Here is a 26,066-nt window from a genome sequence, read left to right on the forward strand (position 1 = left end):
AAATTTTCATAAAACTTGATCTATATCAAGGATTAACGCGCCGGCTGTCTATACAATAGGTTCATAGAGAGAAAAGGAGTTGATGGGCTTGCAGCAATACACTTTTGAGGACATGCGCCAGATGAATAGAACAACTCTGGGCAATATGGTACCCCTTGAACTATTCCGGACCATCCGTCTAATTGGAATGAACCAGGGATTGCCGTTAGGCGGAAAGGGAACGACTGTGACCATTGGCAGAAAGATCGGCGAGAGCCTGCCTGTCCAGTCCGTGGAAGAGCTGCTGCAGATCTTTGAGGAGCTCAAAATCGGGATTCCCCGAATTGTTCATTCCGATGAGCGCAAAATTAATATCGCTGTTGACGATTGCTTCTGCAAAGGACTACCTTCCCTTGAAGATGAAAGAATGGTCTGTGATCTGGAGGGAGCTATCATTGAAGGTGCTCTGTGCCGAATTCTCGGCCGCAAGGTTTCAGTGAAAGAGATCAAATGTAATGTCACCGGTCATCAGCACTGCGAGTACGAAGTTAAGCTTTAAATAATACTCATATAATGAAAGCAGGGATTTATAATGGAAAAGAAAACACTAGCTGAGGCTGTACAGTATCAAGAGGAACGCTTTACCAAAAAGATCATATTCCAAAAAGGCGATAGCGTAGTATTTGTGCTTAATTTCATGCCTGGGCAAAAGTTGCCCGTTCACAAGCACCCCGGAGCAGATGTGTATATCCTCGCCTTACACGGTGACGGTACCATTCATGTTAATGAGGAAGAGTTCTCCTTCATCCAAGGAGAGACCATCTACATTGCCGGTGACGAGTCATTCGCTTATACGAATAATAGTTCATCGCCGTCCAGCCTGCATGTGGTTTTATCCAAGTTGCCAAGTGCGGACTATGCGAAGGAAATCTAATTCTCAATCTTATCTTTAAAATAAAACAGGCCCCCTTCAAATGAAGGGGGCCTGACTTATATTCAGTCTATCCTAACGGATAGAGCCTGAATTATTTCTGGATGGAAGCTACGGAACCGGCACCAACTGTACGTCCGCCTTCGCGAATGGAGAATTTAGTACCTTCTTCAATAGCGATTGGGGAGATCAGCTGAACAGTTACAGTGATGTTGTCACCAGGCATAACCATTTCAGTACCTTCTGGCAGGTTGATGATGCCAGTTACGTCAGTTGTACGGAAGTAGAACTGTGGACGGTAACCAGTGAAGAATGGTTTGTGACGTCCGCCTTCTTCTTTAGTCAGAACGTAGATCTGAGCAGTGAACTCAGTGTGTGGCTTAACGGAGTTCGGCTTAGCCAATACTTGGCCACGCTCGATGTTGTTACGGTCAACACCACGCAGGAGTGCGCCGATGTTGTCGCCAGCTTGAGCGGAATCAAGCAATTTGCGGAACATTTCCACGCCAGTAACTACAGACTTCTTAGTTTCTTCGTGAATACCAACGATTTCGATTTCTTCTCCGACTTTAACTGTTCCGCGTTCTACGCGACCAGTTGCCACAGTACCGCGGCCAGTGATGGAGAATACATCTTCGACAGGCATCAAGAAAGGCTTGTCAGTCTGACGTTCTGGAAGCGGGATGTATGTGTCGATCGTTTCGAACATTTCAACGATCTTCTGTGCATACTCGCCATCAGGGTTCTGCAGAGCTTCACGAGCAGATCCACGAACGATTGGAGTGTCATCGCCTGGGAAGTCGTATTCGCTAAGCAGATCGCGAACTTCCATTTCAACCAATTCAAGCAACTCTTCGTCCTCAACCATGTCGCATTTGTTCAGGAATACAACGATGTAAGGAACGCCTACTTGACGGGACAGCAGGATGTGTTCACGAGTCTGTGGCATAGGGCCGTCAGCTGCGGATACAACCAGGATCGCTCCGTCCATTTGCGCTGCGCCAGTGATCATGTTTTTAACATAGTCGGCGTGTCCAGGGCAGTCTACGTGAGCGTAGTGACGGTTAGGAGTTTCATATTCAACGTGAGCGGTGGAGATAGTGATACCGCGTTCGCGTTCTTCAGGAGCCTTATCAATTTGGTCGAATGCTACAGCAGCACCACCGTATTTTTTGGACAATACAGTTGTGATTGCAGCAGTCAGAGTTGTTTTACCATGGTCGACGTGACCAATAGTACCGATGTTAACGTGCGGTTTGTTACGTTCAAACTTTGCCTTTGCCATTTGAACAGTTCCTCCTTATTGTGGGGTCCATATATTTGAGCCGTCCGCCTATTTGCAGTTCTAAGGTGACTTAAGTGTTATACCCGGACGGCAAGTTAAAAATTAAGCTTATTCTCCGCCTTTGTTCTTGGCTACGATTTCTTCAGCAATGGATTTAGGTACTTCTTCATAGTGAGAAAGCTCCATTGAGAATACGCCGCGTCCTTGAGTACCGGAACGGAGTGTTGTGGAGTATCCGAACATTTCGGACAAAGGCACCTTCGCACGGATAATTTGCGCTCCACCACGGGAATCCATACCTTCGATTCTACCGCGACGGGAGTTCAGCATACCCATTACATCGCCCATGTATTCCTCAGGAACAGTTACTTCCACTTTCATGATTGGCTCAAGCAATGCAGGTTGACATTTTTCTTTTGCAGCTTTAAGCGCCATCGAACCGGCAATTTTGAACGCCATTTCGTTGGAGTCAACATCATGGTAAGAACCATCTACGATGGTAGCTTTAACGTCAACAAGCGGGAAGCCTGCAATAACGCCGTTCTTCATTTGCTCTTCAATACCGGCAAGTGCAGGAGCGATGTATTCTCTTGGAACCGAGCCACCGACAACTTTACTTTCGAATTGGCTGCCAGTACCTGGCTCGAGGGGTTCAAACTCAACCCATACGTGACCGTACTGACCGCGACCGCCGGATTGGCGAACAAACTTGCCTTCTACGCGGGCAGATGCCTTGAACGTTTCGCGGTAGGCAACCTGCGGTTTACCCACATTGGTTTCTACTTTGAATTCACGACGCATACGGTCGATGATGATGTCCAAGTGAAGCTCACCCATACCTGCCAGGATGGTTTGGCCTGTTTCTTCATCAGTGTGAGCACGAAGAGTAGGATCCTCTTCAGTCAACTTTCCGAGAGCAACACCCAGTTTATCTTGGTCAGCTTTGGTTTTTGGCTCGACTGCGATTTCGATAACCGGATCTGGAAAGTTCATGGATTCCAGAATGATCGGATGCTTCTCGTCGCAGAGTGTATCGCCTGTGCTAGTGTCCTTCAGACCAACGGCTGCCGCAATATCACCAGCGTAAACGATGGAGATTTCTTGACGGCTGTTCGCATGCATCTGCAGGATACGCCCAATACGCTCACGTTTGCCCTTAGTAGCGTTAATTACATAAGAACCTGATTCCAGGATACCGGAGTATACACGGAAGAACGTGAGTTTACCAACATAAGGGTCTGTCATGATCTTAAATGCCAAGGCACCGAATGGCTCTTCATCCGAAGGATGACGTTCCGCTTCTGTTCCATCCTCCAGATGACCCGTAATAGCCGGTACATCCAAAGGTGAAGGCAAGTAATCAACAACAGCATCCAGCATAAGCTGAATCCCTTTGTTCCGGTAGGAAGAGCCGCAAATTACTGGGAAAATTTTAACTTCAACTACGCCTTTGCGCAGAGCAGCTTTGATTTCCGGAATAGTAATTTCTTCGCCTTCCAGGTACTTCATAGTCAGATCTTCATCAAGTTCAGCAACTTTCTCGATCAGCTCGAGACGCAGTTCCTCAACCTTTGCCAAATATTCTTCCGGAATATCCGTAACTTCAATATTTTGGCCCAAATCATCTCTGAACATATGTGCTTTTTGCTCAACGAGGTCGATGATACCTGCGAAATCATTTTCTGCACCGATTGGCAGTTGAATAGCAACTGCATTGGCTTGAAGACGATCACGCATCGTTTCGATAACGTTAAGGAAATCCGCACCGATAATGTCCATTTTGTTCACATATGCGATCCGTGGAACGTTGTAACGGTCAGCCTGTCTCCATACGGTTTCGGACTGAGGTTCTACGCCCTCTTTCGCACTAAATACACCAACTGCCCCATCCAATACACGCAGGGAACGTTCAACTTCAACGGTGAAGTCAACGTGTCCTGGGGTATCAATGATATTGATGCGGTGACCCTTCCATGCAGCAGTTGTAGCAGCGGAAGTAATCGTGATTCCGCGCTCCTGTTCTTGTTCCATCCAGTCCATTGTAGCAGCACCCTCGTGAACTTCACCGATTTTGTGCGTACGGCCTGTGTAGAATAGAATCCGCTCAGTGGTAGTAGTCTTACCAGCATCAATATGCGCCATGATCCCGATATTACGTGTATTTTTTAAGGAGAACTCTCTTGCCATGAAATGGATCTCCTTTCAAAATAGAAGTTATTTGAACGACTGCAATCCTACCAACGGTAGTGAGCAAACGCTTTGTTCGCTTCAGCCATCTTGTGTGTGTCTTCACGTTTCTTAACGGAAGCGCCTGTGTTGTTGGAAGCATCGATAATCTCAGCCGCCAAACGTTCTTCCATAGTCTTCTCACCGCGGTTGCGTGAGTAGTTTACAAGCCAACGTAATCCCAAAGCAGTACGTCTTTCAGGTTTAACCTCAATAGGTACTTGGTAGTTAGCACCGCCGACACGACGAGCTTTAACTTCCAATACAGGCATGATATTCTTGATGGCAGCTTCGAAAACTTCCATCGGCTCTTTACCTGTACGTTCTTGAATCAACTTGAACGAATTGTACAAAATGCTTTGAGCGACACCTCTTTTACCACCCAGCATAATACGGTTGATCAAACGAGTAACCAACTTGCTATTATACAATGGATCTGGCAATACATCTCTTTTAGTAACTGGACCTTTGCGTGGCATGGATATCCCCCTTTCTTATATGGTTATTATTCTGATAAGCTCATCTTATTTCTTGACTTTAGGACGTTTCGCACCATATTTGGAGCGAGCCTGCATCCGGTTAGCAACACCTGCAGTATCCAGTGCACCACGAACGATGTGGTAACGAACTCCTGCAAGGTCCTTAACTTTACCTCCGCGCAGCAATACTACACTGTGCTCTTGAAGGTTGTGTCCGATACCCGGAATGTAAGCAGTCACCTCAAGACGGTTCGTCAGACGAACACGGGCATACTTACGAAGTGCTGAGTTTGGTTTACGTGGAGTCATTGTGCCTACACGAGTGCATACACCGCGTTTCTGCGGAGCGCTCAAATTTGTAGCCTCACGCTTGAGGGCGTTGAACCCTTTTTGAAGAGCGGGAGATTTGGATTTTTCGATTTTGGCTTGACGGCCTTTACGAACCAATTGATTAATAGTTGGCATGTTGTGCCACCCCCTTCCTGAAATGATAGTCAATTTACAAACATTAAGTCCACAGACCCAGGTGGTTCATAAAAAGACAAATGAAAAGTCCTTGCTGCCGAAGTGTACCCCGGTACAAAAACGTTCTCTTGCTGCTATTGTTTTAAGACGGCTGCCATCGCAGCACCAACTTCTATACCGCAGGCCTTGCCCAAATTCAGCATCGTGTCCACATAAGTGACCTTCACACCTTGTTTGTTGCAAAGCATTACAATTCTGGAAGTAAGCCGTTGATCTCCGTCCTCTGCCACATAGACTTCTGCGGCTTGGCCCAACTCCACCGCCTTAACGGTTTGCTTGGAACCGATCTTGACCTGAGCATCCTGTAACCCTCTGTCATCAGTCATGAAAATCATTACCTCCACTGAATAAGAATGACAAGACTACTCACGCACCTTAGACATATTAGCATCCTCAGCACATGATGTCAAGAAAAACGACAATAAATTTATTAATAATCACAGCAGACAGCCGCGTCACGCCAGATTTCTGCGTGACGCGGATACTGCTTGCCATGAGTATTCAATTATTCAGCGGGTACCGGCTCTAAAGCTTCTTCACTGCTTTCAGCATTCGGATCGCTCAGCTTCACATTACGGTAACGATTCATGCCTGTACCTGCAGGAATCAGCTTACCGATGATTACATTCTCTTTCAGACCGAGCAGCTTATCCACTTTACCCTTAATAGCTGCATCTGTTAAGACGCGGGTAGTTTCCTGGAAGGATGCCGCAGACAGGAATGAATCAGTTTCCAGGGAGGCCTTGGTGATCCCGAGCAGAACCGGTTTGGCGACTGCTGGTTCATTTCCGGCAAGAATAGCTTCCTTGTTGGCTGCTTCATATTCATGAATATCCGCAAATGCACCCGGCAGGAGACTGGTATCTCCGGCATCGATAATACGGATTTTGCGCAGCATCTGCTTGATCATAACTTCAATGTGCTTATCATTGATTTCAACGCCCTGGTTACGGTATACACGCTGTACTTCTTGCAGAATGTAGTTCTGTACCCCGCGGATCCCTTTGATACGCAGCATTTCTTTAGGGTCAATTGAACCGTCTGTTAATTCATCGCCGGCCTCAATCTCCTGGCCTTCGCTGACACGCAGACGGGAGCCGTAAGTGATGGAATACGTTTTGGACTCTGCTTCACCCTGGACTTCGATCTCGCGGCGGTCCTTGGTTTCGCGGATTTCCTTAACTACCCCGTCAATCTCACTGATTGTAGCCTGACCTTTAGGGTTACGGGCTTCAAACAGCTCCTGGATACGCGGCAAACCTTGCGTAATATCGTCTCCGGCTACACCGCCGGTATGGAACGTACGCATGGTAAGCTGTGTTCCCGGTTCACCGATGGATTGTGCGGCAATAATACCGACAGCCTCCCCGATTTCCACGAATTTACCTGTTGCCAGGTTACGTCCGTAGCACTTCTTGCAGACACCGTGACGGGCACGGCAGCTCAGTACAGAGCGGATCTGCAGCTTGGTCACGCCAGCATTCACGATTTCTTCAGCCTTATCCGAGTCAATCAGATCGTTACGGTGAACGATGATTTCCTTCGTCTCAGGATGACGGACGGTCTCGAAGGAATAACGGCCTTCAATACGGTCGTAGAGATCCTCAATGACTTCCTTGCCATCCTGAATCCGGCTAACCATGAAGCCTTTATCAGTACCACAATCTTCTTCACGGACAATAACATCCTGCGCTACGTCAACCAGACGGCGTGTCAGGTACCCGGAATCCGCTGTACGCAGCGCTGTATCGGCCAGACCTTTACGCGCTCCGTGAGTGGAGATAAAGTACTCGAGGACGGTTAGGCCTTCACGGAAGTTCGCTTTGATTGGCAATTCAAAGATTCGGCCCGAAGGTGTTGCCATCAGACCACGCATCCCACCGAGCTGGGTGATCTGCGATTTGTTACCACGCGCCTTGGAGTCGACCATGAGCATGATGGAGTTGAAGCGGTCCATTGATTTAAGCAATACGTTAGTCAGATCATCCTTGGTCTTCGACCAAATCTCGATAACGCGGTCATACCGCTCATCATTGGTAATCAGACCACGGCGGTATTGATTCGCAACCACATCAACCTTAGCTTCGGATTCCTTAAGAATGGTAGCTTTTTCTTCAGGCACGATAACATCCGATACGGCAACCGTAACGCCGGAACGTGTAGAGTACGTAAAGCCGAGTTGCTTAATTTTATCCAGAATCACTGAAGTCTTGGTGGTGTGATACGTCTCAAAGCAGCGGGCGATAATGAGGCCCAGATATTCTTTACCTACAGCACTGGCTTCCGGAGCTGCCATGATCAGTTCGCGGACATCCGCACCCTTTTCATAGATGAAGTACTTCTCAGGAGTTCCCTGCAGCAGGTTAGTTTTGGTAGCTTCGTTGATATACGGGAAGCTGCTTGGATAGATTTCGTTGAAGATAATCTTACCCACAGTAGTGATCAGCAGAGCATTCTGCTGCGCTTCTGTGAAGCTGGTTTTACCCAGAGCCTTAACAGGAATAGCAACACGTGCATGCAGACCTGCAGTTCCGCGCTGATAAGCAGAGACCGCTTCATTCACGTTACGCAGGATCATCCCGGTACCCTTTTCTTCCTTGTTGTCCATGGTCAGGTAGAACGTACCAAGGACCATATCCTGGGAAGGGGTAACGACCGGCTTACCGTCCTTAGGGTTCAGGATGTTACCGGACGCCAGCATGAGAATACGGGCTTCAGCTTGAGCCTCAGCGGACAGAGGAACGTGTACCGCCATCTGGTCACCGTCAAAGTCGGCATTGTAAGCCGTACATACGAGCGGGTGAAGACGGATCGCGTGACCTTCTACCAGAATTGGTTCGAACGCCTGGATACCCAGTCTATGCAGCGTAGGGGCACGGTTCAGCAGAACCGGATGCTCTCTGATTACCTCTTCAAGCACATCCCATACTTCAGGACTTACGCGCTCAACCTTACGCTTCGCGCTCTTTATGTTGTGGGCTAGCCCTTTGTTAACCAGTTCTTTCATTACAAACGGTTTGAACAGCTCCAGTGCCATCTTCTTAGGAAGACCGCATTGGTACATCTTCAGGTAAGGTCCTACGACGATAACCGAACGGCCGGAATAGTCAACACGTTTACCGAGCAAGTTCTGGCGGAAACGTCCCTGTTTACCTTTCAGCATATGGCTGAGCGATTTGAGCGGACGGTTACCTGGTCCTGTTACAGGACGGCCGCGGCGGCCGTTGTCAATCAGCGCATCTACAGCTTCCTGAAGCATCCGTTTCTCATTCTGAACGATAATGTCAGGCGCGCCGAGGTCCAGCAGTCTTTTCAGACGGTTGTTCCGGTTAATTACACGGCGGTACAGGTCATTAAGGTCAGACGTAGCAAAACGGCCGCCATCAAGCTGAACCATTGGACGAAGCTCCGGAGGGATAACCGGGAGTACATCCATGATCATCCAGTCAGGCTTGTTGCCGGAGTTGCGGAAGGCCTCAATGACTTCCAGGCGTTTGATCGCCCGGTTGCGACGCTGGCCTTGAGCCGTACGCAGCTCTTCTTTGAGGAATTCCAGTTCTTTATCGATGTCGATATCCTGGAGCAGCTTTTTGACAGCTTCTGCACCCATGCCGGCCTGGAATCCGTAGCCATATTTCTCACGGTAGCTGCGGTATTCTTTCTCGGACAAGAGTTGCTTCTTCTCCAGCGGAGTTTCCCCTGGATCAGTTACAACATAAGATGCAAAGTAGATAATCTCTTCGAGCGATCTAGGAGACATATCCAGCGCCAGACCCATACGGCTTGGAATACCTTTGAAATACCAGATATGAGATACAGGAGCAGCAAGTTCGATGTGGCCCATACGTTCGCGGCGGACTTTAGCGCGGGTAACTTCCACGCCGCAGCGGTCGCACACTACGCCCTTATAACGGACGCGTTTGTATTTACCACAATGACATTCCCAGTCCTTTTGCGGTCCAAAAATACGTTCGCAAAAGAGACCCTCTTTTTCCGGTTTCAATGTACGATAGTTAATGGTTTCCGGTTTTTTAACTTCTCCGCGGGACCAAGAACGAATTTTTTCCGGGGAAGCAAGCCCGATTTTCATAAATTCAAAATTGTTAACGTCCAACAAGGAGCAACCCTCCTTAACCTATATCCTGATTTAGTACCACAGCCCTCTCTTGACGCTGAAGTCAACAGAGGGCATGGTCCTTTGTGTAATGAAATTAGTGGCTTGCTGGTGAACTACTCTATGCCGACTTCTGCGCCTTCCAAATTGAGGCTCAGCTTATCGCCTGACGTCTCGTCCTCATCGTCCAGTTCCTTCATCTCGATCTCCTGCTCGTCACCGCTGAGGATTTTGACATCCATCCCGAGCGACTGCAGTTCCTTGATCAATACCTTGAACGATTCCGGTACACCCGGTTCTGGAACATTTTCACCTTTGACAATGGATTCGTACGTTTTCACACGGCCGACCACATCATCGGATTTCACGGTCAAAATCTCTTGCAGTGTATACGCCGCGCCGTAAGCTTCAAGTGCCCACACTTCCATCTCCCCGAAACGCTGTCCGCCGAACTGAGCTTTACCGCCCAGTGGCTGTTGTGTAACGAGTGAGTAAGGACCTGTAGAACGGGCATGAATCTTATCGTCAACCATGTGCGCGAGCTTGATCATGTGCATGACGCCGACAGTAACCTCACGCTCGAAGCGCTCGCCTGTACGTCCGTCATACAGCACTGTCTTACCATTACGCTGCATACCGGCTTCTTCCATCGTATCGAACACGTCATACTCACGGGCTCCGTCGAATACCGGAGTAGCCACGTGGATACCCAGACGCAGTGCAGCCATACCGATATGGACTTCAAGCACCTGTCCGATGTTCATACGGGAAGGAACGCCCAGCGGGTTCAGGACAACCTGTACCGGCGTACCGTCAGGAAGGAACGGCATATCTTCTTCTGGCAGGATACGGGCAACGACACCCTTGTTACCGTGACGTCCGGCCATCTTGTCACCTTCAGAAATTTTACGCTTCTGGGCGATGTAGACACGAACCAGCTGATTCACGCCAGGAGGCAGCTCATCGCCGTTCTCACGTGTGAATACTTTGACGTCAACGATAATACCATCACTACCATGCGGAACGCGCAGGGAGGTATCACGAACTTCACGGGCCTTCTCACCGAAGATCGCATGCAGCAGGCGTTCCTCAGCAGTCAGCTCAGTTACACCCTTCGGAGTAACCTTACCTACCAGAATATCGCCGGCATTGATTTCCGCACCGATACGGATAATTCCACGCTCATCCAGATTGCGAAGCGCCTCTTCACCGACGTTAGGAATATCACGTGTGATCTCTTCAGGTCCGAGCTTCGTATCACGGGCTTCGGATTCGTATTCCTCGATGTGGATCGAAGTGTATACATCTTCCTTCACCAGCTTCTCACTCAGCAGGATCGCATCCTCGTAGTTGTAGCCTTCCCAAGTCATGAACGCAACGACTACGTTGCGACCAAGCGCAAGTTCGCCCATTTCTGTGGAAGGTCCATCTGCCAGGATGTCACCTTTTTTGACGATATCCCCACGTTTAGCCAGTGGACGCTGGTTAATACAGGTACCCTGGTTCGAACGCATGAATTTGTGTAATTTATATTTAACGATATCGCCTTTGACTTCCTTGCCTTCAACTGCCTCAACACGGCGCAGCCAGATTTCATTGGCAGAGGAGCGTTCGATAATACCGTCATATTTGGAGACAATACATACGCCGGAGTCTTTAGCAGACTTATGCTCCATCCCTGTCCCTACAAGCGGAGCCTTAGGAATAAGAAGCGGAACAGCCTGACGCTGCATGTTCGATCCCATCAGTGCGCGGTTGGAGTCATCGTTCTCAAGGAACGGGATGAGCGCCGTTGCGACCGATACGACCTGTTTTGGCGAAACGTCCATGTAGTCTACACGGTTGCTAGGCATAGTAGTGATGTTGTCTGAATCCTTGTTGTAACGAACGATAACCTGGTCTTCCTTAAAGGAGCCATCCTCATCGATCAGTACATTAGCCTGTGCAACTACATAGTTATCTTCTTCATCGGCAGTCAGATAATCGATTTGCTCAGTTACCTTACCTGTCTTCGGATCTACCCAACGATACGGAGCTTCGATAAAGCCGTATTCATTGATGCGGGCGAAGGTGGACAAGGAGTTGATCAGACCGATATTCGGACCTTCTGGAGTCTCGATAGGACACATACGGCCATAGTGACTGTGATGGACGTCGCGGACTTCAAAGCCTGCGCGTTCACGAGTCAGACCGCCGGGTCCGAGTGCAGACAGACGGCGCTTATGCGTAAGCTCGGCAAGCGGGTTCGTCTGATCCATGAACTGGGACAGCTGCGAACTGCCGAAGAACTCTTTGATCGATGCGATAACCGGACGGATGTTGATCAGCGCCTGCGGTGTAATCGCATTGGCATCCTGAATCGACATTCTCTCGCGGACTACGCGCTCCATACGGGATAGACCGATCCGGAACTGATTCTGCAGAAGCTCACCTACAGAACGCAGACGGCGGTTACCCAGATGGTCAATATCATCCGTGTTGCCGATACCATGCAGCAAATTAATAAAGTAGCTGATTGAGGATATAATATCAGCCTGAGTAATATGCTTAACCGATTTATCAATGTTGCCATTGGCGATCAGTTTGATGATACGGCCTTCTTCGATTGGCGAGAATACGTCAATGGTCTGAAGCGGAATATCTTCGCTGTCCATTACACCGCCGGTTACACGGTAGTTTTTGGCAGCCATACTCTTCTCGAAATAAGGAATCAGCTCATCAAGCAGGCGGCGGTCCACCATTTGGCCGGATTCTGCCAGGATTTCTCCGGTAGATTCATCAACCAAAGGCTGTGCCAGACGCTGATTGAACAGACGATTCTTAATATGCAGCTTTTTGTTGATTTTGTAACGGCCTACATTGGCCAAATCATAACGTTTCGGGTCAAAGAAACGTGCGACGAGCAAGCTCTTGGCATTATCAAGTGTAGGTGGTTCGCCCGGACGCAGACGCTCGTAGATTTCAATAAGCGCCTTCTCCGTGGAATCCGTGTTGTCTTTATCCAGCGTGTTGCGAATATATTCATCATTGCCAAGCAGTTCCAGAATTTCAGCATCACTGCCGAAGCCCAGAGCACGCAAGAGGACTGTTACCGGGATCTTACGAGTCCGGTCGATACGGACATACATGATGTCCTTAGCGTCGGTCTCAAGCTCCAGCCAGGCTCCGCGATTTGGAATTACTGTGGCGGTGTAAGTTTTTTTGCCGTTCTTATCCACTTTTGTGCTGAAATAGACGCTTGGAGAGCGAACCAACTGGCTGACAATAACCCGTTCCGCACCATTGATAATAAAAGTGCCGGTTTCCGTCATCAGAGGGAAATCTCCCATGAACACTTCCTGCTCTTTAACCTCACCGGTCTCCTTATTGATGAGACGCACCTTCACACGCAGAGGTGCTGCATATGTTACGTCCCGCTCTTTAGCGTCGTCAACCGTGTACTTCGGTTCACCCAGGCTGTAATCAATGAACTCTAGTACCAAATTCCCTGTGAAATCCTGGATCGGCGAGATGTCCTGGAACATTTCCCGCAATCCTTCCTCCAAAAACCAATCATAAGATTTTTGTTGGATCTCGATCAGGTTCGGGACCTCGAGTACCTCGTTAATTCTCGCATAGCTCCGCCGAGTGCGTCGACCATACTGAACAAGATGTCCTGCCAACTTTACTCACCCCTCATGTCTACTCACTTAAAAATTGATTGCGAACCCTTGTTTGGACCCGTATAATGGAACCATAACACAAGGATTCAGCCATAAATACAGAAAAGCCCCTTATCGAAATCTTTCGAAAAAAGAGCACATCTATCCACGGCCAAAATACTCCTTATCCAGTAGATTTGCCCAAAACGTGCGTATTATACGTCACCAGGCTACAGTTCATGCGCTATTATCTATTGCCCCGGCGACCTTCGCCGTGACAGGAACATAGAGAACGGAATTCGCAAAAACCTGCCGTGCGGCATGCGCTTACCGGGCGACAATATATCACTTGACATTTCAGCAAACTAAAGACATGGAGCCTAGCTTAATACTGACATTTTATAATAATACCACTACGGACATCGCATGTCAATGAGTATTATTATTTATTTTTGAGCTTTTAAGATTCTATAGCCCTTGTCTTTCCCTACTTCTTCTACCACTGCAAACATACTCTCCAGCTTGGCAACCGCCGACGGCGCACCCTGCTTCTTCTGAATGACAACCCACAGACAACCGCCCTCATTCAAATGATCATACGCCTGTTCAAAAATCGCATGCACTACGGCCTTGCCGGCGCGAATCGGCGGGTTGGTTAGAATCACATCGAAGGTCTGCCCCTCTACTGCCGATAGCACATCACTTTCCATCACCGTAACATTGCGGATTCCATTATGCTGCGCATTCTCGCGGGCAAGTTCTACCGCACGGCTGTTGATATCAATCATCGTTACATGTCCCTTGGAAGCGAGATGCGCCGCACTAATCCCTATAGGCCCGTAACCACAACCCACATCCAGCACCTTCGCATCCTCCGGAATCTCCATCGCCTCAATCAGAACACGGCTGCCATGATCAATATCTCCTTTTGAAAAAACACCGGCGTCGCTGGTAAAGCGTAGGCGTTTGCCTCTCAGCTCCGTATCGATGCTGCGTCTGTCATGACGCGCTTCCGGCTGCTGCGAGTAATAATGCTGCGACATACTATCCTCCCTTTCACGTTGAACTACACATACCTGCAAGGCTCCCTTATAGAGCAACCCCCTTGAACAAGTTCAAGGGGGTTGCGGAAACCGGAGAGAATGACTTCTGCCCCGGGGCAGTACCTATTGAATCAACTTATTTTACTTCTACAGCTGCGCCTGCTTCTTCCAATTTTGCTTTGGTAGCTTCGGCTTCTTCTTTGCTTACTTTTTCTTTGATTGCTTTTGGAGCGTTGTCTACAACTTCTTTAGCTTCTTTCAAGCCAAGACCTGTGATTTCGCGAACGATTTTGATAACGTTGATTTTGGAAGCGCCAGCGCTTGTCAAAATTACGTCGAATTCGGACTGTTCAGCTTCAACAGCTGCTACAGCGCCGCCAGCTGCTACTGGAGCTGCTGCAGTTACGCCGAATTCTTCTTCGATTGCTTTTACCAGGTCGTTCAGTTCCAGTACGCTCATGCCTTTAATTTCTTCTAAGATTGTTTCTTTGCTCATGATTGAACCTCCATTATATTTGAATTGGTATGTGGTCTTGATTATGAAGCTGGAAGCAAAGGCTTACGCGCTTTGTTCTTCTTTCTCAGCAACAGCTTTAACTGCAAGCGCGAAGTTGCGCATTGGAGCTTGAAGCACGCTAAGCAGCATGGAGAGCAAACCATCGCGGGATGGCAGTTCAGCCAGTGCTTTCAGTTGGTCCGCATCGATAACTTTACCTTCTACAACGCCGCCTTTCAGTTTCAAAGCGTCGTTCTTCTTAGCGAAGTCATTTAGAATCTTAGCTGCTACTACCGCATCAGTCTCGCTGAATGCGATCGCTGTAGGACCCGTCAGGACAGCGTCCAGATCAGTCAGCTCAGCTGCCGCAGTTGCACGGCGAAGCAATGTGTTCTTCAGGACTTGAAACTCAACGCCAGCTTCACGAAGCTGCTTACGCAGTTCAGTCACTTGCGATACGTTCAATCCGCGGTAGTCTGCAACAACAGTGGAGACACTGTTCTGCAGTTTGCCAGTCACAACATCAACCGCATCCTGTTTAGCTTGGATTACTTTTGCATTTGCCAATTATATACACCTCCTGAAAATTTATGTCACGGCGGTTATTCCGGAGAAACTCCGCCGTTCCTACGCAGGCATTAGAAAAGCCTCCGCAGATTCACGAAGGCTTGATAAAACGGAAAGTTAATCAGGCGAGCCTGGCACTTTTTGTTTCTATCACAACACCTCGGTAGGAAATTAAGCCCTACGGCACCTACTGTCTACGGTAAGCATATTCACATTTAAGATTGATCACCTTAATGTTTACAACTGTTATAGATTATCAAAGATAACTCGAGGAGTCAACCTTTAATTATCTGAAAGCAGCCGCGTTCACACGAGCGCTAGGTCCCATTGTGGACGAAATAGCGATGCCTTTAAGGTATACACCTTTGGCAGCAGCCGGTTTCGCACGGTTCAGAGCGTCCATAAGAGCTTTAAGGTTCTCGTTCAGTTGTTCAGCGTTGAAAGACACTTTGCCGATTGGCGCGTGAATTTGGCCCGCTTTGTCAAGACGGTATTCGATCTTACCGGCTTTGATTTCTTGAACAGCCTTGGTAACGTCGAAAGTAACTGTACCTGCTTTAGGGTTAGGCATGAGACCTTTACCACCGAGCAGACGACCCAGTTTACCGACTTCACTCATCATATCAGGTGTAGCTACGCAGACGTCGAATTCGAACCAACCCTGTTGAATCTTGTTGATCATATCAGCATCACCAACAAAATCAGCGCCAGCAGCTTCCGCTTCCTTCGCTTTTTCACCTTTTGCAAATACAAGCACGCGTTGTGTTTTGCCTGTGCCGTGAGGCAGGACAACAACACCACGAACTGCCTGGTCTTGTTTACGCGGGTCTACACCCAGACGAACTGCTGCTTCAACGGTTTCGTCGAATTTGGCAGTTGCCGCCTTTTTCACAAGCTCTACAGCTTCTGAAGGCTCGTAAGTCGCTTCGCTGTTGATCAGCTTCGCGGATTCTTGGTACTTCTTACCATGTTTAGCCATGAAATGTTCCTCCTTTGTGGTATTAGCGGAAATTCCTCCCACATATTGCGGTCATGAATGACCGGTTCATCGAATACATATTAGTCTTCGATTGTGATTCCCATACTGCGGGCAGTACCTTCAACCATACGCATTGCAGCTTCAACAGATGCAGCGTTCAGATCGGGCATTTTGGTTTCAGCGATTTCACGAACCGCTGCGCGGCCCAGCTTCGCTACTTTTTTCTTGTTTGGTTCACCGGAGCCTTTTTCTACTTTTGCAGCGATGCGAAGCAGAACAGCAGCCGGAGGAGTTTTGGTGATGAAGGTAAACGAACGGTCTTCAAATACTGTAATTTCAACCGGGATGATCAGACCAGCCTGGTCGGCAGTACGAGCGTTGAATTCCTTACAGAATGCCATGATGTTGACACCCGCTTGACCTAACGCCGGACCTACTGGAGGCGCTGGATTCGCTTTCCCTGCAGGAATCTGCAGTTTCACCATTTTAATAACTTTTTTAGCCATGAGTGACACCTCCTTGCGTAAATAGTGGTATTCGAATGCTAAACAGCATTCTCCCACAAGAAACCCTTGTGCTTGTTATATCTTCTCCACTTGAGTGAAATCCAACTCCAGCGGGGTTTCCCGTCCAAACATGTTGACATGTACCTTGATCTTGCTTTTGTCTGCCAAAATTTCTTCCACGGAGCCCACAAAATTCGCAAATGGACCGACCATAATACGTACGGATTCCTTAATTTCGAAATCAATCTTCGCTTTAGGTTCAACCATGCCCATATGCTTCAGAATCTGTTCAACCTCTTCGGGTAGCAGAGCGGTAGGCTTAGAGCCCGAACCAGTTGAACCGACAAATCCGGTAACGCCCGGTGTATTGCGGACAACATACCAGGAATCATCAGTCTGAACCATTTCGACCAAAACGTAACCAGGGTAAACTTTGCGCATGACAGTTTTTTTCTTGCCATCCTTGTTTACCAGCTCTTCTTCCATAGGAACAAGAACGCGGAATATTTTGTCTTCCATGCCCATGGACTCAACGCGTTTTTCCAAATTGGCCTTGACCTTATTCTCATACCCGGAATAGGTATGAACAACGTACCATCTTTTTTCCATATCAAGCCACCTGGGACCTCTCTAAATAATCGCTTCAATCACAGCGGAAATACCGATGTCCAGAACCCAGAAGTAAAGAGAAATAACTACAATTGTACCGAGAACGATCAATGTATAGTTCTTCAGTTCTTTACGGCTAGGCCAGCGAACCTTTTTGAGTTCACTCCAGCTCTCAGTGAAAAAGGAAAACAAAGACTTGAAACTACGTTTCACGCCGACTACACCTCCAAAAGACTATCTGGTTTCGCGATGAGGAGTTTGCTCGTTACAGAACTTGCAAAATTTCTTCATCTCCAAGCGGTCGGGGTGATTTCGCTTGTTTTTGGTTGTTGCATAGTTTCTTTGTTTGCAACTTGTACAAGCCAAAGTGATAATTACCCGCATGATGTGCACCTCCCGAAGACGTACTTCTAATCATCAAATTAGAAGACGTAGATATTGATTCAAAAAAAAGCCGCGAATTTAGGCCTACCTAAAACACTTTAGCATAATATCAATGTCTGTGTCAACGAAAGTTTCCCCCATCGCACTGGGTAATTCCGGGTGCTGTAGCCTTATGCCATAAGTCATCTTTGATCCTGTTTCTTCTTTTACCGCTAGCTGTCTTCCATAATCATTATGCTGCAATCCGCTTGTGTATAAACCTGCCATCATCCAACGTTTCAGCAATTGTAAATTCGTCGTATCCAAATCTAGCGGACACTAAAAAAAGACTCGAGTCCCGAGCCTTCCTAGTCATTATATCATTAATTGTCACGCACTTCCAGATATCTTTCCAATTTACGTTTCACACGCTGCAAAGCATTGTCAATGGACTTCACATGCCGCTTCAAATCCTCGGCAATCTCCTGATAGGAACGTCCATCCAGATAGAGCATCAGAACCTTGCGTTCCAGATCACTCAGAATCTCAGCCATCTTATCTTCCAGTCCGATGAACTCCTCCTGGTTGATAATCAGCTCTTCCGGGTCCAGCACCTGACTTCCGCATATCACATCCATCAATGTCCGGTCGGAGTCCTCATCATAGATGGGCTTGTCTAACGAGACATATGAATTAAGCGGAATATGCTTCTGGCGGGTAGCGGTCTTAATGGCGGTTATAATCTGACGGGTAATGCACAGCTCGGCAAAGGCCTTGAACGATGACAGCTTGTCACCCTTGAAGTCACGGATGGCCTTGTATAAGCCAATCATGCCTTCCTGCACAATATCTTCACGATCTGCCCCGATCAAAAAATAGGAACGGGCCTTGGCACGCACAAAATTACGGTACTTGTTAATTAAATGCTCCAATGCGCCACTGTCGCCACCACGGAAGATCTCGACAATTTCTTCATCACTTATGAAATCATACTCGGACAGCATTATTTCCTTGAGGTCGACACTCACCAAGAATCCCCCCGGCTGCAACGCAAGACACATCGTTACTTCTCGAAATATAGGAACAGTATATATTATGTTACCTTACACCGTCAACCGGATTTGTCCAAAAACAATCTTCAATAACATATTATGTCATTTTCTCGCGAGGGGCAACTGCTATTCCTGTCCTACTGCCTGCGCCAGTCCTCCAGCCGTTTACGTGTCTCCGGCGGCAGCTTGTCTTCAAGTGAGTGACGGGTTCCGCTCACGCTTCCCGGCTCGATCGCCTTCTTCACCTGCTTCTGGTTCTCCTCAATCTCAAGCCTCAGTTCCCTGGCTGAAATCCGGAGTGCGCCCTGGGCAAAAACGACATGCTGCTCCACAAAATCGCTGGTGGCTACCGAGATCTGTCTGCGGCGGTGCGTGAATTCCCCAACCAGCCGTTCGATGCATTCATCTGCCGTTTCCTTCTCCTTGGTGAAGAAGACCTGGATCTTCCCTTGTTCAAACGACCTGCCCAGTCCCGGCACACGGTAGGCATCGAATACGGCAATGACGCGCAGCCCGGAGAATGCCTGATAATCGGCCAGCATATCGAGCAGCCGGTCGCGTGCCCCCTGCATACCGGTCTGCGACAATGCCGCAAGCTCCGGCCAGCCGCCGATCATATTGTATCCGTCCACGAGCAGGATATCGCGCCAGTCTGCCATAGTTATCCCTGTTCTTGGCGGCGGCGGAGTACCTCGTACATGATTACGCCCGCTGCTACTGAAGCATTCAGAGAGTTGATTCTTCCGGCCATCGGCAGCTTAAGCAGCACATCGCATTTCTCACGGATCAGGCGGCCCATCCCCTTGTTCTCATTGCCGATCACCACTGCTACCGGCCCGGTGACAATATCCGATCCGAACAGATTCTGATCGGTATCCACATCCGTGCCGACTACCCAGACTCCCAGCTCCTTCAGCCGGTCAATGGTCTGTCCCAGATTCGTTACGCGGGCCACAGGCACATATTCGACTGCACCAGCCGAGGTCTTGGATACGGTAGCTGTAATCTGCGCAGAGCGGCGCTTCGGCACAATGACTCCGTGCACACCTGTGCAGTCAGCCGTACGCAGGATAGACCCGAGGTTATGCGGATCTTCAATTTCGTCCAGCAGGAGCAGGAACGGCGGTTCTCCCTTGGCTTCAGCAATTGCCAGAATATCAGCAACCTCCGTGTAGGCAAAAGGCGCCGCTTGCGCCACCACTCCCTGGTGCTGAACGCCCGGTGCAAGCTGATCCAGCTTACGCTTGTCTACATGCTGAATAACAATGCCCGCCTTGCGCGCTTCCGCAACGATAGGTGCGGTCAGGTGCTTTTGTGCAGTTTCAGCGATCCATATTTTGTTGAGTGTACGTCCTGCTCTAAGGGCTTCAAGCACCGAATGCTTGCCTGCCAGTATTTCCTCTTCAGTTCTCAATTCTTCCATTGTTTTATCTCCTGTTCTGTATACTCACTTGGGGCGGTGCATCATATATTCGATACTGCTGTGAACAAGCTCCTGGATTCTCGCTTGCTGTCCTGTGTAATATAAATAGCCGATCATGCATTCAAAAGCAGTGGCGTGGCGGTATTCCAGCACATCCGCATTTTTGGGAATGCTGCCGGATTTGGCATTGCGCCCCCGTCTGACCACATCCTTCTCATCCTCGGTGAGCACCGGGTCCAGATAAGCAAGAATGTTGCTCTGAGCTCTGGCGGAGACAAGTCCGGTCGCCGACCGGTGCAGATGCTGGGGGCGCAAATTAGGCAGCGAGATCAGATACTGCCGGACTGCAACTTCGTAGATAGCGTCACCTGCATAAGCAAGGACGATTGGAGGCAGCAGATGGGCCGGCTTAGAGGGTTCATACGGGAACCAGGCGCGGTTCAGATCAAACAGCCCGTTCATTTGCGCCGCCACCGCATTCCCTGTGGAGTATCTTCCAGCAGAATTCCCAGCGCATTCAGCTCATCGCGGATTTCATCCGACCGGCTCCAGTTCTTGTTCTTGCGCGCTTCCACACGCTCTGCAATCAGGCGTTCCACCTCTTCACTTTCCACTTCTTCCTCAGCCTCTACCGTGAGGCGAAGCACCGCATTCATCTCGGCAAAAGCCTTCAGCAGCGCGGCGAAGTCAGCCGGATTCGCCTCAGGATCAGCAAGCGTAAGGTTCGCCAGGCTCACCCAGTCGAACACCGCCGTAATAGCGTCCGGTGTATTGAAATCATCCTGCATCCGCGCATGGAAGTTGCTAAGGATAGCGGCCAGCCGCTCCGTAACCTGCAGACTTGCCTCACCCTCTGCCCCCTCCGCCGACAGCTCAAGGCGGTGCTTCACATTGCCTTCTGCCAGAGCGATCCGCTCTACGCTTTTCTCAGCAGACAGCAGTGCTTCCTCGGTGAAGTTCAGCGGATTGCGGTAATGGCTGGATAGCATGAAGTAACGGATAGCACCCTGCTTGAAGCGCGCGCGGATATCCTTCACGAGGAGGCCATTCCCCAGCGACTTTGACATTTTCTCGTCACCGATATTCAGAAAAGCATTATGCATCCAGTAATTCGACAGCGGTTCACCCGTCAGCGCTTCGGTCTGGGCACATTCGCATTCATGATGCGGGAATTTCAAATCCTCTCCGCCGCCGTGAATGTCGATCGTTGTACCCAAATATTCACGCACCATCGCCGAGCATTCAATATGCCAGCCTGGACGGCCCTCTCCCCATGGACTGGACCAGTGCACTTCGCCCGGCTTGGCTGCCTTCCAGAGTACGAAATCCTCCTGGTTCTCCTTGCGCGAATCCACCTCGACACGGATACCGAAGCGCAGCTCCTCCAGATTCTGGCGGGACAGCTTGCCGTAATTGGCAAATTTCCCGGTACGGTAATACACATCTCCGCCGTTCTCATACGCGTAGCCTTTGTCTTCAAGCTCCTTAATGAACTCGATAATCGTGTCCATGCTCTCCGTAACGCGCGGATTCATCGTCGCCGGCTTCACGCCCAGCCCGGCCAGATCCTCCTGGTAGGCGGCAATGAACATTTCAGCAACCTCGGCTACGGTGATGTTCAGCTCCTCCGCCTTGCGGATCATTTTATCATCCACATCGGTGAAATTTGTCAGATAGCGGACCTCATTACCAAGCGTCTCCAGGTAGTTGCGCACCATGTCAAAAACAATGACCGGTCTTGCATTCCCGATATGCATATAGCCGTAGACCGTGGGTCCGCAGACGTACATCTTCACCTTATCCGGCTCCTGCGGTACAAATTCTTCCTTCGTGCGCGTCATTGTGTTGTAAATGTGCAAAGCCATTCTTGTCCCAACCCTTTCTATTGTCCCCGGATTTCTGAAATGCCGGTGCTCTTAAATTTCGTAATCGCCGATATATTGCTGGCTTTCGAGCCGCCGCTGTTCCTGCTTCTGCTTATCTTCAGCACCCATCTTTTCTCTTAGCTCCTCAATCTCCTTCTGCAGGAACTTAAGGGAATCGATTAGCGGGTCAGGCATCTTGGTATGATCCAGCCGGTCGGATACACGTTCGCCGTTACGCTTGACTACACGCCCGGGATTGCCGACTACCGTGCTGTTGTTAGGCACTTCACGCAGCACGACTGCGTTAGAGCCGATATTAGAATTATCGCCGATCCGGAAGGAACCCAGTACTTTGGCACCAGAGCCGATGACTACATTGTTGCCGACGGTAGGGTGCCGCTTGCCTTTCTCTTTGCCGGTCCCCCCGAGTGTAACTCCCTGATAGATAATAACATCATCGCCAATCTCACAGGTCTCACCAATGACAATACCCATTCCGTGGTCAATAAACAACCGGCTGCCGATGACCGCGCCCGGATGAATCTCCACTCCCGTCATGAATCGGCTGATCTGCGAGACCATGCGTGCCAGGGTAAACCAGCGGCGTTTATAAAAAGAGTGGGCCATCCGGTGTGCCCAGATCGCATGAAGCCCGGCGTAGGTGAAGACGACCTCGAACCTGCTGCGGGCAGCGGGATCATTGTCGAATACTGCCCGAATGTCCGACTTGATATGCTTAAACATCGCGGTTCCCCTCTTCTTTGGATGCTATATTTCAAGTTACATTCTTATATTTCAACAAAAAACGCCCCTGCAGCATGATAGCTGCAGAGACGTTTAACCGCGGTCCCACTCTGCTTGAACATTCGTATATGCCAGAGCTGTTAAACTTCGCAGCCGCTGTATCCGGTGTTCCTCTTGGTGTCTGTAACGGCGACAGCCCGGCACAGTCTACAGCCCCGCACAGGGACATTCAACCATGCAGCTCACAGGTGCATCTTCAGCGGCAGACAAATGAATAACTCCCAGCCTGCTAGGGCATTCGCCCTTAAGCGGTTATTCTCTCTGGTAATTGTCTGTACACGCCTACTTTTCCTGATCCCAGCTATTCTTATATCCTTCTATCTTAGCGAAAAGCCGCAGAACTGACAAGGGTCTTCTCCCCCCGCTTGTCCTGCTTAAGCGCCTTTGATTTGTGATTTCAGGCGTTCGATCACCCGGCTGCGGCCAAGCAGCGCAATCGTTGCATTCAAGTCGCGGCCATGCATCTGTCCGGTAAGAGCGACACGAATCGGCATAAACAGCGCTTTGCCTTTGTGACCGGTCTCCTTCTGCACTTCCTTGATTAGAACAGCCATATGCGGGGCGCTGAAATCTTCGGCAGCCTCCACTTTGGCCAGAAATGCGGACAGCACTTCAGGAACCTGAGCTTCGGCAAGCACCCCTGCCGCTTCGGTCTCCAGCTCCAGGTGGCTGCGGAAGAACAGCTCGGAGAGGGCGACAATATCCGACGCAGCTGTCATTTGCTCCTGGTACAGTGCAACCAGGCTCTCCGCCCAGCTCTGCTGCTCCTCACTGAGCACCTCAGGCAGACGGCCCGCCTTCTGCAAATGAGGAATGGCAAGTGCAGCAATCCGCTTAGGATCGGCATGCTTGATATAGTGATTGTTCAGATGCGCCAGCTTGTTCGTATCGAACACTGCCGGACTCTTCGACAGACGGTCCGCCGTAAAGATCGAGATCAGCTCTTCCTTGGTGAAGATCTCCTCTTCACCCTCAGGTGACCAGCCCAGCAGGGTGATGAAGTTGAATAGAGCTTCCGGCAGGTAGCCGAGCTGATCGTACTGTTCAATAAACTGAATGATCGATTCATTCCGTTTGCTCAGCTTCTTATGGTCATCGCCGACAATCAGCGTCATATGTCCGAAGAGCGGAGCTTCCCAGCCCAGTGCCTCATAAATCATGAGCTGGCGCGGAGTATTGGAGATATGATCTTCTCCGCGCAGCACATGGGAGATAGCCATCAGATGGTCATCCACCGCTACAGCGAAGTTATAGGTCGGAATACCGTCCTTCTTCACGATGACGAAGTCACCCATTTCTTTGCTGTTGAACGAAATGCTGCCTTTTACGATATCATTGAAGGTATAAGTGCGGTCTTCCGGAACAAGGAAACGGATGCTGGCCACGCGTCCCTCTGCCTCAAAGGCCAGGCGCTGCTCCTCGGTCAGATTACGGTGTTTGCCGGAATAACGCGGGGTTTCGCCGCGTGCCGTCTGCTCCTCGCGTTCAGCCTCCAGCTCTTCCTCTGTGCAATAGCAGCGGTAAGCCAGACCGCGGTCCAGCAGATCCTGCCAGTAGACACGGTACAGATCCAGACGTTCAGTCTGGCGGTAAGGCCCGTATTCGCCGCCTACATCCACGCTTTCATCCCAATCGATTCCCAGCCACTTCAAATACTTCAGCTGGCTCTCTTCACCTTCTGCAATGTTGCGCTTAAGATCCGTATCTTCGATCCGGATAATGAATTTGCCGCCCAGATTGCGGGCGAACAGATAGTTAAACAAGGCTGTTCTGGCATTTCCGATATGTAAATGTCCCGTAGGGCTCGGTGCGTAACGCACCCGAACTTGATCCGCCATGGGTTTCCCTCCGCTTCATATTGGTTGAAATCAGGCCTTTACTTACGCTAAAGCCATCTCACGATGATATCACATCTTGCAGCAGACAAACAATAGATTGGGCGGCAATTCCCTCTCCGCGCCCTGCGAAGCCAAGCTGCTCGGTCGTTGTTGCTTTTACATTCACCTTCGATACGTCAGCGTTCAGCGTGCGGGCAATAATCTCCGTCATCTGCGGAATATAAGGTGCCATCTTCGGTTGTTGCGCTATGATGGTTGAATCGATATTCCCCAGCCGGTATCCGCGCTCACGCGCAAGTGCCCATACCTGCTCCAGCAGCTTCAGGCTGTCTGCATCCTTGAAGGCCGGATCGGTATCGGGAAAATGTCTGCCGATATCCCCAAGGCCCAGCGCTCCCAGTATAGCGTCGCTTACCGCATGCAGCAGCACATCCGCATCGGAATGCCCCAGCAGCCCCTTCTCATAAGGAATCGTCACTCCGCCGATAATACACGGCCTTCCCTCGACCAGCTGGTGTACGTCAAATCCTTGTCCTACAGCAATCATCTGTGTCCCTCTCCCCTGCTTCTTACTGTGAATTCAGCGAAATCCAAGTCCTCCGGCGTCGTGATCTTAATATTCATGTAGCTTCCTTCTACAACTGACACGGTAATGCCGCTGCGTTCCGCCAGACTGGAATCATCTGTCCCGAGAAAACCGTCCCGCTCTGCCTCCTCATAGGCGGACAGCAGATCGGACAAACGAAAAGTCTGCGGGGTCTGAATCGCCCACAGACTTCGCCGGTCCGGCGTTGACAGCACCTTGCCTTCACTGTCGACCTGCTTGATCGTATCCTTAACCGGTACTGCAAGCACCGACGCTCCGGCGGACTGCGCCCGCTCGTAGCAAGCTTCTATCTCGCTGTCCTGTACGAACGGCCTTACCCCGTCATGAACCATGACCCAATGGGTCTTAAGTTCATCCAGTCCGCGGCGTACCGAGTGCTGGCGCTCCGTTCCCCCGGGAATGACCGCAGCCACTTTATCCAGCTTGAAGGCTTGTACCCACTGCTTACAGCGCTGCACATCCTCTTCCCCGGTGACAAGCACAATCTCGGAGATCAGCTTATGCCGCTGGAATACCTCCAGGGTATGCACGAGTATCGGCTTGCCCTGCAGCAGCAAATATTGCTTGCTCTCTGCCGTTCCCATCCGGGTTCCTCTGCCTGCCGCTACGATAACGACGCCAACACTGTTTGACATGCTTTCGGCTCCTGTCTTTCTTTCACGTATACTCCCATCATAACGTGTTTGGCTGGCATTTCCAAGCCCGAAAGGGTGCTGCCGGAGGCCACAGCTGAA

General features: G+C 49.8%; 26 protein-coding genes and 1 other annotated feature. Of the genes, 2 read left to right on the top strand and 24 right to left on the bottom strand.

Annotated elements, in window-relative coordinates; genetic code table 11:
• The first annotated feature begins 121 nt into the window (after nucleotides 1–121).
• Entirely contained in the window at nucleotides 122–538 is a 417-nt protein-coding gene (locus NST26_RS29410) for a V4R domain-containing protein (RefSeq protein WP_340980469.1), read from the top strand.
• A gap of 33 nt (nucleotides 539–571) precedes the next feature.
• On the top strand, nucleotides 572–913 hold the full coding sequence (locus NST26_RS29415) for a cupin domain-containing protein (RefSeq protein WP_036721849.1): 342 nt from the start codon (nucleotides 572–574) through the stop codon (nucleotides 911–913).
• A 91-nt stretch (nucleotides 914–1,004) separates the two neighbouring features.
• Here NST26_RS29415 and tuf read toward each other — a convergent pair whose 3' ends face one another.
• The 24 genes from tuf to ispD form a co-directional block, all read right to left on the bottom strand.
• A complete protein-coding gene (tuf, locus tag NST26_RS29420; protein WP_036721850.1) occupies nucleotides 1,005–2,195 on the bottom strand; it encodes an elongation factor Tu in 1,191 nt (396 codons plus the stop codon).
• Between the two features lie 108 nt (nucleotides 2,196–2,303).
• A complete protein-coding gene (gene fusA, locus NST26_RS29425; RefSeq protein WP_036721851.1) occupies nucleotides 2,304–4,382 on the bottom strand; it encodes an elongation factor G in 2,079 nt (692 codons plus the stop codon).
• Nucleotides 4,383–4,429: 47 nt separating this feature from the next.
• Complete coding sequence (gene rpsG, locus NST26_RS29430) at nucleotides 4,430–4,900, bottom strand: 30S ribosomal protein S7 (RefSeq protein WP_020427074.1); 471 nt, start codon at nucleotides 4,898–4,900, stop codon at nucleotides 4,430–4,432.
• 45 nt (nucleotides 4,901–4,945) lie between these two features.
• Nucleotides 4,946–5,365: a 30S ribosomal protein S12 gene (gene rpsL / locus NST26_RS29435; RefSeq protein ID WP_036721853.1), complete on the bottom strand. Its 420-nt coding sequence runs from the start codon at nucleotides 5,363–5,365 to the stop codon at nucleotides 4,946–4,948.
• Between the two features lie 134 nt (nucleotides 5,366–5,499).
• Nucleotides 5,500–5,751 carry a ribosomal L7Ae/L30e/S12e/Gadd45 family protein gene (locus NST26_RS29440; protein WP_036692367.1) on the bottom strand — a complete coding sequence of 84 codons (252 nt, stop codon included), beginning with the start codon at nucleotides 5,749–5,751 and terminating at the stop codon, nucleotides 5,500–5,502.
• 179 nt (nucleotides 5,752–5,930) lie between these two features.
• On the bottom strand, nucleotides 5,931–9,542 hold the full coding sequence (rpoC, locus tag NST26_RS29445) for a DNA-directed RNA polymerase subunit beta' (protein ID WP_036721855.1): 3,612 nt from the start codon (nucleotides 9,540–9,542) through the stop codon (nucleotides 5,931–5,933).
• A gap of 113 nt (nucleotides 9,543–9,655) precedes the next feature.
• Complete coding sequence (gene rpoB / locus NST26_RS29450; RefSeq protein ID WP_036721858.1) at nucleotides 9,656–13,201, bottom strand: DNA-directed RNA polymerase subunit beta; 3,546 nt, start codon at nucleotides 13,199–13,201, stop codon at nucleotides 9,656–9,658.
• A gap of 425 nt (nucleotides 13,202–13,626) precedes the next feature.
• Nucleotides 13,627–14,223, bottom strand: a complete 597-nt coding sequence (locus tag NST26_RS29455) for a class I SAM-dependent methyltransferase (RefSeq protein WP_036721860.1) — start codon at nucleotides 14,221–14,223, stop codon at nucleotides 13,627–13,629.
• Nucleotides 14,224–14,359: 136 nt separating this feature from the next.
• Nucleotides 14,360–14,719: a 50S ribosomal protein L7/L12 gene (rplL, locus tag NST26_RS29460; protein WP_036721862.1), complete on the bottom strand. Its 360-nt coding sequence runs from the start codon at nucleotides 14,717–14,719 to the stop codon at nucleotides 14,360–14,362.
• Nucleotides 14,720–14,782: 63 nt separating this feature from the next.
• Nucleotides 14,783–15,286, bottom strand: a complete 504-nt coding sequence (gene rplJ, locus NST26_RS29465) for a 50S ribosomal protein L10 (protein ID WP_036721864.1) — start codon at nucleotides 15,284–15,286, stop codon at nucleotides 14,783–14,785.
• Between the two features lie 64 nt (nucleotides 15,287–15,350).
• Nucleotides 15,351–15,504 (bottom strand) — a sequence feature (ribosomal protein L10 leader region).
• 68 nt (nucleotides 15,505–15,572) lie between these two features.
• Nucleotides 15,573–16,265, bottom strand: coding sequence for a 50S ribosomal protein L1 (gene rplA / locus NST26_RS29470; protein ID WP_036692357.1), 693 nt, complete (start codon nucleotides 16,263–16,265; stop codon nucleotides 15,573–15,575).
• Nucleotides 16,266–16,345: 80 nt separating this feature from the next.
• Nucleotides 16,346–16,771, bottom strand: coding sequence for a 50S ribosomal protein L11 (gene rplK / locus NST26_RS29475; RefSeq protein ID WP_019908208.1), 426 nt, complete (start codon nucleotides 16,769–16,771; stop codon nucleotides 16,346–16,348).
• A gap of 75 nt (nucleotides 16,772–16,846) precedes the next feature.
• A complete protein-coding gene (gene nusG / locus NST26_RS29480; RefSeq protein ID WP_020427084.1) occupies nucleotides 16,847–17,380 on the bottom strand; it encodes a transcription termination/antitermination protein NusG in 534 nt (177 codons plus the stop codon).
• Between the two features lie 21 nt (nucleotides 17,381–17,401).
• Entirely contained in the window at nucleotides 17,402–17,593 is a 192-nt protein-coding gene (gene secE, locus NST26_RS29485) for a preprotein translocase subunit SecE (protein ID WP_036692354.1), read from the bottom strand.
• 21 nt (nucleotides 17,594–17,614) lie between these two features.
• Nucleotides 17,615–17,764 carry a 50S ribosomal protein L33 gene (gene rpmG, locus NST26_RS29490; RefSeq protein WP_074086515.1) on the bottom strand — a complete coding sequence of 50 codons (150 nt, stop codon included), beginning with the start codon at nucleotides 17,762–17,764 and terminating at the stop codon, nucleotides 17,615–17,617.
• Nucleotides 17,765–18,126: 362 nt separating this feature from the next.
• Nucleotides 18,127–18,771, bottom strand: coding sequence for an RNA polymerase sporulation sigma factor SigH (gene sigH / locus NST26_RS29495; protein WP_036721868.1), 645 nt, complete (start codon nucleotides 18,769–18,771; stop codon nucleotides 18,127–18,129).
• 161 nt (nucleotides 18,772–18,932) lie between these two features.
• Entirely contained in the window at nucleotides 18,933–19,454 is a 522-nt protein-coding gene (locus NST26_RS29500; protein ID WP_036692346.1) for an NYN domain-containing protein, read from the bottom strand.
• 2 nt (nucleotides 19,455–19,456) lie between these two features.
• Nucleotides 19,457–20,218: a 23S rRNA (guanosine(2251)-2'-O)-methyltransferase RlmB gene (rlmB, locus tag NST26_RS29505; RefSeq protein ID WP_076081731.1), complete on the bottom strand. Its 762-nt coding sequence runs from the start codon at nucleotides 20,216–20,218 to the stop codon at nucleotides 19,457–19,459.
• Between the two features lie 24 nt (nucleotides 20,219–20,242).
• Nucleotides 20,243–20,680, bottom strand: a complete 438-nt coding sequence (locus NST26_RS29510; protein WP_036721873.1) for a Mini-ribonuclease 3 — start codon at nucleotides 20,678–20,680, stop codon at nucleotides 20,243–20,245.
• Nucleotides 20,677–22,083, bottom strand: coding sequence for a cysteine--tRNA ligase (cysS, locus tag NST26_RS29515; protein ID WP_340980475.1), 1,407 nt, complete (start codon nucleotides 22,081–22,083; stop codon nucleotides 20,677–20,679). Before cysS ends, NST26_RS29510 begins: the two co-directional genes overlap by 4 nt.
• A gap of 51 nt (nucleotides 22,084–22,134) precedes the next feature.
• Nucleotides 22,135–22,827: a serine O-acetyltransferase gene (gene cysE, locus NST26_RS29520; RefSeq protein ID WP_036721878.1), complete on the bottom strand. Its 693-nt coding sequence runs from the start codon at nucleotides 22,825–22,827 to the stop codon at nucleotides 22,135–22,137.
• Nucleotides 22,828–23,261: 434 nt separating this feature from the next.
• Nucleotides 23,262–24,725: a glutamate--tRNA ligase gene (gene gltX, locus NST26_RS29525; RefSeq protein ID WP_036721880.1), complete on the bottom strand. Its 1,464-nt coding sequence runs from the start codon at nucleotides 24,723–24,725 to the stop codon at nucleotides 23,262–23,264.
• A 58-nt stretch (nucleotides 24,726–24,783) separates the two neighbouring features.
• Nucleotides 24,784–25,272 carry a 2-C-methyl-D-erythritol 2,4-cyclodiphosphate synthase gene (ispF, locus tag NST26_RS29530; RefSeq protein WP_076081728.1) on the bottom strand — a complete coding sequence of 163 codons (489 nt, stop codon included), beginning with the start codon at nucleotides 25,270–25,272 and terminating at the stop codon, nucleotides 24,784–24,786.
• A complete protein-coding gene (ispD, locus tag NST26_RS29535; RefSeq protein ID WP_036721883.1) occupies nucleotides 25,269–25,967 on the bottom strand; it encodes a 2-C-methyl-D-erythritol 4-phosphate cytidylyltransferase in 699 nt (232 codons plus the stop codon). Before ispD ends, ispF begins: the two co-directional genes overlap by 4 nt.
• Nucleotides 25,968–26,066: the final 99 nt, after the last annotated feature.

This window comes from Paenibacillus sp. FSL R7-0128 (genome assembly GCF_038002245.1).
Taxonomy (GTDB): domain Bacteria; phylum Bacillota; class Bacilli; order Paenibacillales; family Paenibacillaceae; genus Paenibacillus_AQ; species Paenibacillus_AQ silagei.